Origin of the sequence: Staphylothermus marinus F1, from assembly GCF_000015945.1 — an archaeon.
Classification (GTDB): Archaea; Thermoproteota; Thermoprotei_A; order Sulfolobales; family Desulfurococcaceae; genus Staphylothermus; species Staphylothermus marinus.
In genome coordinates this window covers 151,475-163,168 of sequence record NC_009033.1, presented here as the reverse complement: position 1 = coordinate 163,168, position 11,694 = coordinate 151,475, and the positions used below count along the sequence as shown (strand labels likewise).

The 11,694-nt window shown below is 38.0% G+C and carries 8 protein-coding genes; 2 read left to right on the top strand and 6 right to left on the bottom strand.

Annotated elements, in window-relative coordinates; genetic code table 11:
- Positions 1-160 precede the first annotated feature (160 nt).
- Entirely contained in the window at positions 161-1,939 is a 1,779-nt protein-coding gene (locus tag SMAR_RS00765) for an ABC transporter substrate-binding protein (protein ID WP_011838456.1), read from the bottom strand.
- Between the two features lie 185 nt (positions 1,940-2,124).
- On the opposite strand from SMAR_RS00765, the gene SMAR_RS00760 reads away from it, so the two are divergent.
- Complete coding sequence (locus SMAR_RS00760; RefSeq protein WP_011838455.1) at positions 2,125-4,935, top strand: glucodextranase DOMON-like domain-containing protein; 2,811 nt, start codon at positions 2,125-2,127, stop codon at positions 4,933-4,935.
- A gap of 83 nt (positions 4,936-5,018) precedes the next feature.
- Here SMAR_RS00760 and SMAR_RS00755 read toward each other — a convergent pair whose 3' ends face one another.
- Entirely contained in the window at positions 5,019-7,190 is a 2,172-nt protein-coding gene (locus tag SMAR_RS00755; RefSeq protein WP_011838454.1) for a metallophosphoesterase family protein, read from the bottom strand.
- Positions 7,191-7,279: 89 nt separating this feature from the next.
- Here SMAR_RS00755 and hjc point away from each other — a divergent pair, with 89 nt between their 5' ends.
- Positions 7,280-7,720, top strand: coding sequence for a Holliday junction resolvase Hjc (hjc, locus tag SMAR_RS00750; protein WP_011838453.1), 441 nt, complete (start codon positions 7,280-7,282; stop codon positions 7,718-7,720).
- Here the strand turns inward: hjc and SMAR_RS00745 are convergent.
- From SMAR_RS00745 to SMAR_RS00730, 4 genes are all read right to left on the bottom strand, one after another.
- Positions 7,717-8,361, bottom strand: coding sequence for a hypothetical protein (locus tag SMAR_RS00745; RefSeq protein WP_011838452.1), 645 nt, complete (start codon positions 8,359-8,361; stop codon positions 7,717-7,719). The genes hjc and SMAR_RS00745 overlap by 4 nt on opposite strands.
- On the bottom strand, positions 8,361-9,350 hold the full coding sequence (locus SMAR_RS00740) for an ArsA family ATPase (RefSeq protein ID WP_011838451.1): 990 nt from the start codon (positions 9,348-9,350) through the stop codon (positions 8,361-8,363). Before SMAR_RS00740 ends, SMAR_RS00745 begins: the two co-directional genes overlap by 1 nt.
- Positions 9,351-9,360: 10 nt before the next feature.
- Complete coding sequence (locus tag SMAR_RS00735; RefSeq protein ID WP_011838450.1) at positions 9,361-9,639, bottom strand: DUF7990 family protein; 279 nt, start codon at positions 9,637-9,639, stop codon at positions 9,361-9,363.
- Between the two features lie 82 nt (positions 9,640-9,721).
- Complete coding sequence (locus tag SMAR_RS00730; protein ID WP_244372546.1) at positions 9,722-11,605, bottom strand: carbon starvation CstA family protein; 1,884 nt, start codon at positions 11,603-11,605, stop codon at positions 9,722-9,724.
- Positions 11,606-11,694 lie beyond the last annotated feature (89 nt).

Here is an 11,694-nt window from a genome sequence, read left to right as displayed (position 1 = left end):
CTATTTATTTACATTATTTAATGTTCTTAAAAATAATTAAACATTGGTTTCCTAAATAAAATTTAGTGTTTGGTTCGCCAAAATTTTTATCCATGAATTAAAATGATAATTTATAATTTTAAAAAAATATTTTATTGATAAAAACCACGATTTTTCTCTACTACTTGCGCATTAAGTAATATATTGCTACTATTACTGCTATGACAATGATAACTATAGTTATTATTAGCGATGTTGATAATCCTCCGGCTCCTGAAGGTGTGGTTGGTGGTGGAGTTGTTGGTGTTGTCGTAGTAGTTGTTGTGGTAGTAGTCGTAGTGGTCGTTGTCGTGGTTGCTGGCGGAGTAGTTGTTGTAGGAGGCGTTGTAGTTGCTGGGGGAGTTGTGGTTGTAGTTGTGGTGGTCGTTGTTGTGGTTGTTGGGATTGGGGAGCCGCTTAGTATTTGTTGGAGTAGATTATATGTTTCTAGATAGCGGTTTCTAGCTCCATCTTCCCATTCACTCATTAATGCTTGATATATTGATCCCTGTAATAATTGGTCATTTATTTTTATGGCGTAATCAAGTGTAAACGTTGTTTTCTTGCCGGTAAGTGGGTCGGTGAATTCGAATGGTTTTGTTAATTGGTTTACGAGATAATCGAATTGCTCCTTAGTTATTTGACCGTTTAGATATGCTCGAGCAATTGCTGACCAAACATTTTGCAAGTCATCATGTGCATTTACAAGTGTTGCTTTGAAGTAGTACTGCATTGCTCTCTCCGTTAAACCTGATAGTGTTTCGTTGAACTCTATGACTCCGCTAGCTGTAGCTGTTTCGAATGCTTGTTTTAAATCTTGTCTTTGATGGCCAATATCTGTGTTGAAAACTCTTGGGTTAATAGGTAGTCTGTTAATATCTGGATCTAACCAGACCTGCTGTCCACCATATTCGCTGAGTACCCAGGCTACGAAGGCTGCGGCTTGTACAGGGTATCTTGTATTCTTAAGTATCGCTATTGGATCAGCGTTTACTATACTTTCATTCTCGGGAATAATGTACTCACATGCAGGGTTTTGATGCATAGCTGTGTATCCGTAGAAGTCAATAGTTATACCGACTGCTATGTCTCCACGGATAACTGCGTCACGTACACCGCTACTGCTATCGTATATTTTAGCGTTAGCCGCCATAAGGGTTAGTACTTTCCATCCTTCATCCCAGCCATATGCTTGCAGAATTATCTCATACATTCTAGTATTGCTTGTGCTCTTTGTCGGATCAGCTATACCGGTTAATGGAGTGTCTGGTAAGTACTTTGCATATACGGGATCTGTTAGGTCTATCCATTTCTTTGGAACAGGTACATTATAATTATTGATCACGTCATGATTAACTGTGAATCCAAAGCTACTTATAGCAGCACCTATCCAATGCACATAACCATCGTCTCCAACCTTATATGTTGGAGCACCAGCGATTCTCTCAGGTATTTTCTGCATCTCGTATAGGACAGCATTGTATTCTGGATGAGTTGTGTTATCTAATGGTTCAATATATCCTTTTTCATCAATATAGTTGAATAGTGTTGGCCCACCTCCCCATGCTATATCAATTGGTCTGCCAGCATCGAGTGCTTGTTTAATATATGTTTCCCACTGTTCCGGACCGGCGAAGACTGCTACTATATTTGTAATACCTAGTTCTTTGGCAACAGGACTATTTAGAAATGCTTCCTTAGCCTTCATAATAATTGTATTCTCATGTCTTGTAATAATAGTCAGAGTTACACCTGTGGGATGCGGCAGGCTTTTCAGGTATTCTAGCCAAGGAAATGGTTCGCTTTGATTACCCCATGGCCATGCCCCCGTTGTAGATTTAACATTAATCGCTGAAGCCGTCGAGCCAAGTATTAGTAGAATAGTTAAGCCTATAATAGCTAATGCCTTTACATTGAACACATATATTCACCTCTTGAATATACTCCTATTAATTAATATATATGTATTTGTTAAAATTAAATCAATCCCTTAATCAAACTTATAGAGTCCAATAATTGCTCTATGTAGTCAAACCAATCAATTAATAAACAACCGGGCAATATATTATTTATTTGATAAAAGTTATGGCATAGGGTGTAAGTATTATGAATTATAAATACGTATCGCTCATATTGTTAGCTATGCTAGTATTATCCATGCTATTCCCTTCAGCATTAGGAATAAGAAATGCGATCGCTAATAATCAGAATACTGCGAAAAAACTAGTTGTAGCAGTAGATCTGGCTCATGGTGAAAGCGATAAATACCTATCATATATTGAAGGCAATATATCATGGGTTGAATGGAGAGAAATCACAAATGCAATAACACCTGATACATTATCAGATGTCGACGTATTGATTATTGGCCAGCCAACATCTGCATTATCACCAGATGAAATGACAGCAATCAAAGACTGGCTGGCACAAGGCAACAAGGTTCTATGGGTTGCTGGTGACAGCGACTATGGTGGAGGGCCATCTACACAGCAGGCATGCAACGATCTATTGGAGTTTCTTGGAGCAAAACTAAGACTGGAGCTTGCTGCTGTTTATGATGATATTCATAATGCTAAAGCATTCTACCGTGTACTAACACGCGTAATGCCAGATAATAACACATTGTTAAGAACAGATCTTATCTCTGCCGGCATATCCAAGCCTATTTTGATGCATGGTCCTGACGCTGTTATATGGGTAGATGAATCTGGAAACTACCATGATCCAGTAAACGAAACATTCCCAGGATTGGTGAGGATTATATGGAGTTATAACACTGCATATATAGGCGACAATAACCCGCCGACTCCACTAGTATATAATCCATTATTCTATGGACAAGGCACAGGTAACCATACATTCGTTATGGTGGCGGGAGAATACTGGAACGAGACAAACAACATGATTATTGTAAGCGGAGAGTCACCTTATGGTGATTATGAGCCAATGTATTCATGGGAATACTACAACGTATCACTAGACGGGCCAAAATTCATTAAGAACATGATTACATGGTTTGATTACTTAGTTAACATTTTGCCCTCTATACCAAGAATAACTGTTGCAGTTGACCTAGCCCATGGTGAAAGCGACAAGTACTTATCATACATTATGGGTAACATAACATTTGTCAACTGGAAAATAATAGATACAGCGATCACACCCGACGAGTTAAACGGCGTTGATGTATTGATTATTGGCCAGCCAACATCTGCATTATCACCAGATGAAATGACAGCAATCAAAGACTGGTTAGCTACCGGAAATAAAGCATTATGGGTTGCTGGTGACAGCGACTATGGTGGAGGGCCATCTACACAGCAAGCTTGTAATGACTTATTAGAATTCCTAGGTGCAAAGTTGAGATTAGAACTCGCTGCTGTTTATGATGATATTCATAATGCTAAAGCATTCTACCGTGTACTAACACGGGTAATACCAGATAATGTTACAGAGTTAAAGACAGACATCATATCCATGGGTATCACCAAGCCTATTTTGATGCATGGTCCTGACGCTGTTATATGGGTAGATGAATCTGGAAACTACCATGATCCAGTAAACGAAACATTCCCAGGACTAATAAGAATTGTATGGAGCTACAATACAGCTTATATCGGTGATAACAACCCGCCAACACCTCTCGTTTACAACCCATTATTCTATGGACAAGGCACAGGTAACCATACATTTGTAATGGTGGCTGCCGAGTATTGGAATGAATCAAACAATATCATAGTGGTTAGTGGAGAGTCACCTTATGGTGATTATGAACCAATGTATTCATGGGAATACTACAACGTATCACTAGACGGGCCAAAATTCATAGCAAATATGATAACATGGTTCGCCATAAACATTAAACCTGCAGCTCCACAGTTAACACTCATAGGAGAACTAACTGACCCTGAAGGCGACGATAACGGATACGGAAACCTAACATATCCAACTAACGAAGTATTCCAGCCCGGCGTCTTCGACATGTTAAAGTTTGGAGTATACGAGGATTCCGATAACGTATACTTCAAGGTCACAGTTAAGAACTTAGGAGACAATCCATGGAGTGGCCCCAACGGATTCTGTCTACAACACGTACAGATCTATATGTTAACAACAGATGATACACTACCGAAGAACACATCAACTATAGGATTAAACGTTGAGATATGGCATGGATGGAACTATGTATTACTAATGGTGCCAGGCTGGGATTCCGCCCCTGCTCCGCAGGGACAATTATCAGCGCTATATGATGCAACAGGAAAACTATTAGCAGTTGAAACACTCAACAACACAATAGATGTCTATGTTGATCCATCAAACAACAATACTATTGTAGCCAAGGTAAGCAAATCATTACTCACAGATGTAGCTAATATTAAAGACTGGGTCTTTGTAGTAGCACTAGCAGGATATGATGGATACGCACCTTACAAGGTGAGAAGCATAGTAGCAGGAAACGCTACTGAGTGGAACTTTGGAGGAGGAGATCCTCAAGCCATTAATGCAGGAGTACAACCGATGATAATAGACCTTCTAGCACCAACAGCTCAAGACCAGTACAATATGCTATCAAGTTATAACGCAGCAGCTAAGTCAATGGCTGTAATCGGTGGAGTAAAGCTATCAACAGGAGAGCTATTAACTCCACCAACGACTACGACAACCACGACTACTACAACAACTACGACCACTACAACAACTACTACCACGACTACTACTACCACGACCACAACTACAACAACTACTCCCCCAGCAACCACGACTACAACTACTACGACAACATCTCCGCCAACAACAACACCAACAACACCAGCAGCAGGTGGAGTAAGCACAACAACATGGGCAATAATAGTAGCAATAATCATAATCATAATAATAGCAATAATAGCATGGTACTACACAAGAAAGAAATAAACTAGACCTAGATAAGAAATGAATTATTTAAAAAAATATTTTATTTTTTTCTTAAAAATCATTATTTTGTTCTATAATATTATTCATTTTCTCCTCATCCATACAATTAATATGGCAATTACTATTATTGCAACAATAACTCCTACAATGACGCCAGTATAATTTGCTTGTGCCTGTCCTGTAGTTGGCGGTGGAGTTGTAGTAGTTGGTGATCCTGTTGTTGCGGGTGGGGTTGTTGTAGTGGTTGTGGTCGTTGTTGGAAATGTTGTCGTGGTAGTCGTTGTTGTAGTAGTTGATGGCGGTGTTGTTATAGTTGGCGATGTTGTTGTGGTGGTTGTGGTAGTCGTAGTAGTCGTGATAGTTGGCGGTGTTGTGGTTGTTGTGGTTGTTGGTGTATATCCTTGTGGGTAAAACGTTATATTGAAGGATTTTTCTGCGGTATTGCCGGCATAGTCTGTTGCATTAATTATTAATGTTACTGTTAATGGTTCTTCACCTGTAAACTTTAGTTTTAACCTGTATGTATCTTGTGAATAGTATTCTAGTGTTTGTGGGAATTCTTCGCCGTTATATATTATTGTTGCATGTATATCTTTAACCCCCCAACCAATATCCTTGATTTCGAAGTAGAATGTATTCACCACGTTTAGAGTGGGTGTTTCCGGAATAGATAGTTTAAGTGTTATCTCCGGCGGTGTTGTATCTTCATAGTTGTATATTGCGAATCCCAATGTTGAATTGATTGGTAGTTCAACATGTAATGCTACATAGGCAATACCATTTATGATTTTATAATCTAATAGCTCAACATTAGCCATATTCTCGCTTTCGAGAGTCTTAACTCCTACTAAGTTTCCGGACCACGGCAGTGCAAATATTACGTTTCCATTCAGGTTAAGGTTTGGTATGTAATTGCTTACCTCAAACACATATGCATTGGATGATTCTACAAACATGCCTTGATAGTATGGTGGCCAATTCGGTATTGAATTATAGACTTTAGTTCTTGAATAGTTTTTGAATCCTACAAACCATGGTGGGGCATATGGGAATGTAAGGTTGAATTTGGTAAGATTAATGTTGAAGTATTGTAGTCCATCATAGGTCCCTGTACTGTGAGCAAGGGTTGTTGTTGTTATAAAGTAGGTTGTGGTATTAGTTCTAATACTATGGAATACTACGAATTGGTCACGGTGTATATGGCCTGCTAAGACAAGTGATATGTTATAGTCCTCACATAGCTTCAAGAAATACCTTGTAGCAGTGAGGTTGCCTCCCCAATAATAGCTTACCGGCGAGCTACTGTATTTGTGTGGGTCAGCTATTATTGATGAATTATATGTTATCCATAATTCTCCCTGCCAGTAGAATACTGGGTGATGGAACTGGATAATTTTGATGGGAATATTCTTGTATTCTTCTAGAATATTTGTTAGCCATTTTAATTGGCTCCAATCAGGATATCCTTGATCACCACGGGTATTTAGTGCTACTACTAATATTTTATTGCCTATAACTCTGTACCAAGTAGTTGAGCCATAGAACTTTATATAGTTGTCATTAGGCCAATCATGGTTTCCAGGATTTAATAGAACAGGATATGGGTAGAGGAACGCGTATCTATAAGATACTGATTGAATATATTGTTTATACGATGCAGTATCGGCTTCATCTCCAGTATTAATTACTAGGTCTGGAGATAGTAGTTGCGCCATTAACATTCCTGTAAATCTCTTATAGCTTCCATGAAGCTCATCTGGATAACCTGTTCCAAAATGCAAGTCGGAGATGTGAACAACTTTTAAGACATCTGTTAAATTAGTTATTACCCATACACTTCTGGGGATAAAGTATTCTTTGTCACCATATAATACTAAATCATATAATCCTCCGGCAACGTTACTTGGAACTTGTACAGTATAGTTGACGCCACTACCACTAACTTGTACTGTATAATTATATAAGACTAATTGTGCTCCCTCAAGCTTCACAGTATATATGTAGCCGCCAGTAATTGTCTGTGGAGCATAGTCTTGTTTGAAAATGACCGTGAAGCTGTCGCCAGGAAACACTATTGCTGGTTTACCTGGACCAATATTCTCGGTTGGGAACCCCTCGCTTGGAGCTAGTGATTCAAGCTCTGGTAGAGGTGTTGGTGTCTCTATTATGCCGGACGTATTAGTTGGAACTATAGTAATAGCCGAGGTTACCGATAGAACTATTAATACGAATAAGATCCCTGCATTAAACTTCATATCTACACCACCTTCCTTGGATAAAATATTAGTTAGCAATGACAAATAATTATTACGCCAACTAATAAAAATAAGAAGAGGGAACATAATTGCCCAACTTAAATAGGCGTAGAGGATTTGCACATGAAAGAGATCTGTTACTAAAACTGTGGCGTAGAGGATTTGCTGTAATAAGAGCACCTGCTAGTGGAGCTAAAGCTAGGAGATTTGCTGTTCCAGATATTGTAGCGATAAAAAATAATATTGTTCTAGCATTTGAGGTTAAAACAGCCGAGAAAAAGAAAACAATATATATACCTAAGCATCAAGTTAAAAAACTATTAGTTTTTGTTAAAAGAGCTGGGGGTTACGGATTTATAGCTATAAAAATAATTGGAGAATCTGGTTGGCGATTCATAGAAGTAAATAAATTAGAGAAGACAGCGTCAGGAAACTTTAAGGTATCACCGAACATGTTGGTTAAATCATTTAAACTAGGCGATTTAGTATCATTTGTCCAAGGGAATAAGAAAATCGACGAATATATTTAGAAGCTTTTAGCGAGCTCTAAGAACTTCCCAGATAAATCCTCTAAGTTAGCGAGGTCTAATCTGGCTGCCAGATATAGTCTTTTCATTTTAGGAACTATAGCAACATGATCAATAATTAATGGATTTTCAAGGCCTTTAATAAAATTCAATAATTTCTCAAGTAATGAACGATGAGTATAAATTAGATAGTAATTTTTGCCCCCGATCTTTATGTTTTCCACTCTCATCTTCTCGATCCCATGAATACTATGTTTTACTCCTAAACGATAATACCCTTTCCTCACTACGTGTGATTCCCCGGGAAAGTTTTTGTCTTTAGAATAATTGATAACCATGAATATTTTATCGTATCTAGTTGTTAGTCTAGCAATAGGTGAATAAAGCAGGCTATGTCTGGGAAAAAGTATAGTGACAATCTGTATATTCCTAATATCTTTTATGCTTACTTTATATGTAGCATCATATCCTACATATAAGCCAATGATTGTATAGTTTTTATCAATAGGTTTAAATACTTTTTCGAGTATCTTAATACTCCTTTCCAATATTAATAGATTCTTTCTTCTACCCCTATAAAACTGTGTAACAGCTGCTCCAGCCAGGAAGACAAGTAGTAAGAACAGCAAGAGATAAATATCCATTACTCTATCAACTCCACATATTTTATTTTATTTCTTAATTCCTCTAGACCTCTGGGTTCTCTTGGAAAATATGGTATTTCAACAAATTTTTCGCTGGGAAACTTGTTTTGTGCTAAACTTAGTGCTTTTTCTTGATCCCTCAATTTTGGTTCTAACTCTTCGGGAATCTTCTTTATTCTTAAAACTTTGTTAGCAATGATATATTTAGTAGTTATTCCTAATTTATTTAGGAATTCATATGCTCTATACGCCTCTAGAACAGATAGTAGTTCTGGATTAATGATCAACGCCACGTATGTTTTAGATTGATCAGTTAGGATATTATTAATCCATGAATACTCATCCAGTAGTCTTATTAATTCATTATATATTGGATCCTCTTTTGCCTCAACCGGTACGCTTACTTTTCTACCGGCTAGAGTGACTTCGAGTTTTTCACCAGTTATCTTAGTCAACGCTTTTCTACGCTCAAGGATTGCTATTCTAAGCTCTAATAGTTTTTTAATCCATATAATGCTTATCGTTGGTAGAGCCATTATTCTCAACATTAATCCAGTGGGTGGAGTATCGAATACTATTACGTCGGCCTTGCCTTTTTCTCCATAATTCCTAATTATCTCTATAATCTTTTCCAGAGAAGCTTGTTCTTCAATACCTGGACTATGTTTTAATACATCAACATATTTATCTAAATTGAATATTTTTAAATAACCATATATGTCTTTAATCCTGTCACTAAGCTCTTTTAGATGCTTATTAATCATAGCATCATAGTCTACTTCGATGGCCCATAGGTTTTCACTTATTTTTATAGGCTCGTCTCCCAGCTTTACATCTAATACGTCTCCTAAGTTGTGAGCGGGATCAAGACTTACTATGTATGTTTTTAGTCCCTTCATTGACATCTTTAAGGCATAGAGAGATGAAATGGTTGTTTTACCAACTCCTCCCTTACCAATAAAGAATCTGATAATATAGTTCTTCTTCATTTTAAAGACCTCAAGTTATATCAAATAAACCAGCCATTTCTCCGAGCATATCATCGAGTCTTTCACTAATTCTCGTCATAATAAGAAGTTCCCTACCCATATGGGGGAGTAGTCTAATAGAAATTGTTGATGGAGGGCTTGGTAATCCTATAAATGATCCAAGTATTAATAATGCAAAAATATTCTCTAACTCTCTTAGTTCTGTAGCAACATATTCAACTGAACGACCAGCAAATACTCCTCTAATGATATCTGAAAACTTTTTCAGTGTTCTTCTCTCCTTATTCATATTAGTTCTTCACCTAATTCATAAAATAGAATAGATTAGGTAGGAAAAAAGGTTTTGTTTCTTTAAAGTTTTACTTATATAGTTAGCCTTCTTCGATAGTCTTTTTCTTCATAGTTTTTAACCATAGTATGAAGAGGTAGATATTTAGTGCCACACCAATAGCAGTAATAATTCCTACAGTTATGCCAGTTGTAGCCTTAACCCCGCCTTGCGATACCCAGCTAGGTATTACTGCGGCCTCAAACCATAGAAGGGCTGTTGTCACAGTAATCCACATAAATATAGCTGGTGCTACAACCAATGCTTTCCCAGTAATACTTGATTTCTGTATTTTAGCAACCCATACGGACACTGTCATGAGTGCTAGGCTGCTAAGCAACTGGTTCATGCCAGCGAACGCAGGCCATAATAATAGGAATGACCCACCCCATGCTAACAATATGCCGAGCAATGCAATGATTGCTGATGCAACCCACTTATTTGCTAATACTTTGTAGAGCGAACGAGCCCCTTCTTTTAGTGGTTCCATTAATTCCTGCCATGCGTATCTACCAAGCCTTGTAGCTGTGTCTAGACTCGTTAGAGCGAAGCCCGTGATCCAAAGTGTTCCAAAGATCGTCATAACTGTTAAGTCTAATCCGAAGGCTGCATTGGTAGCGTATGCATAGCTACGGGGGATAACAGACCATTTAACAGCGTTTGCTAAGCCTGCATAGAATTTTCCGAAGACACTGGGGTTATGAATAAAGTTATTCACGAGCAATTGTAGATTTTGCCTTGTAGGTTCACTTATAGGAGACATTCCTAAATGAGTAGCTATTTTGTTAACCATACTGCTGACCTTGCTCCAACTTCCAATAATACCGTCTACAAATGCTGCTCCGCCAAATGCACTCATAGAGCCTATTACCATAGTTGATAAGAAGCCTTCTGTTTCCATACCACCATATGCTACAAGTAATCCATGTAATTCATTAGCCAACTGCTTACTGCTTGTACCACTCCCTACTAGGCTGTGAAAACCGGATAAAGCCCCGCAAGCAATTACTAGTGGAACAGTTGGCCAAAACGGAGAAGGCTGCCCACCTACAACTGTTGCTGAAAAGCTAGTGTATGCTGGGAATTCTAGTAATCCCTGACCCTTAACGAGCAACCATATTAAAGCGCCTCCTCCAATAGCTAAACTAACCCATAGAATATATGCATTCATATAGTCTCGGGGTTGTAGCAACACCCATACAGGCAGAGAGGCCGCTATAATTATGTATATTAATAAAATAATTAGCCAAGAATACATGTCTAAGGCGATCCAATTATTTAATTGACTGATTACACCGAGATATATAGCGAGTATTATCAGTATCCAGGCAATAACAGTTGCTCCAGTAAAGCTTAGTTTGGTCTTATACATTAAAAACCCTATAATAACTGCGAAGAACAATAACAGTAATGCTGAAACACCGGCTCCAGGCACGCCAGCAAACAATACTGAAATAACATATCCGAATGCTGCAACTACGAGTAGTAGTGAGAACCATATATATGCATTAAAGACATACGTAGCTTTCCTACCCATAAGCCTGCCGGCAATCCATCCAATTGTTCTTCCATCATACCTAACACTAGACATCAACGCTAAGTAGTCATGTACCACTCCTACAAAGACGTTGCCAAACCATACCCATAATATTGAGGGCAACCATCCCCAGCCAAGGGCTATGGCAGGCCCCACTATTGGTCCTGCACCAGCTATTGATGCGAAGTGGTGGCCATACAATACATATTTATTGGCGGGAACATAGTCTACTCCATCATATAATCTCTTAGCAGGAGTTTCACGATTGGGATCGGCTTGAACTATTTTTTTTTCTCGAGATATTTTCCATGAGTATAATAGAATATTACATATAGTATTAGACCTATTATAATTAATACCCCGCCGGTTACACCAGACATACAGGACCACCAATTTGGGTAAGGATACATATAATCTTTAAGTTTTTAATATAAATAACTTTTATTCTATAATCTAAGGAAAAATAGCAGAACATATGA

What these genes read in the sequence shown, in the direction of transcription:
- SMAR_RS00740 (WP_011838451.1), bottom strand. Translation starts at nt 9,350, where the DNA reads ATGAAGAAGAACTATATTATCAGATTCTTTATTGGTAAGGGAGGAGTT.
- SMAR_RS00745 (WP_011838452.1), bottom strand. Translation starts at nt 8,361, where the DNA reads ATGGATATTTATCTCTTGCTGTTCTTACTACTTGTCTTCCTGGCTGGA.
- SMAR_RS00755 (WP_011838454.1), bottom strand. Translation starts at nt 7,190, where the DNA reads ATGAAGTTTAATGCAGGGATCTTATTCGTATTAATAGTTCTATCGGTA.
- SMAR_RS00760 (WP_011838455.1), top strand. Translation starts at nt 2,125, where the DNA reads ATGAATTATAAATACGTATCGCTCATATTGTTAGCTATGCTAGTATTA.
- SMAR_RS00735 (WP_011838450.1), bottom strand. Translation starts at nt 9,639, where the DNA reads ATGAATAAGGAGAGAAGAACACTGAAAAAGTTTTCAGATATCATTAGA.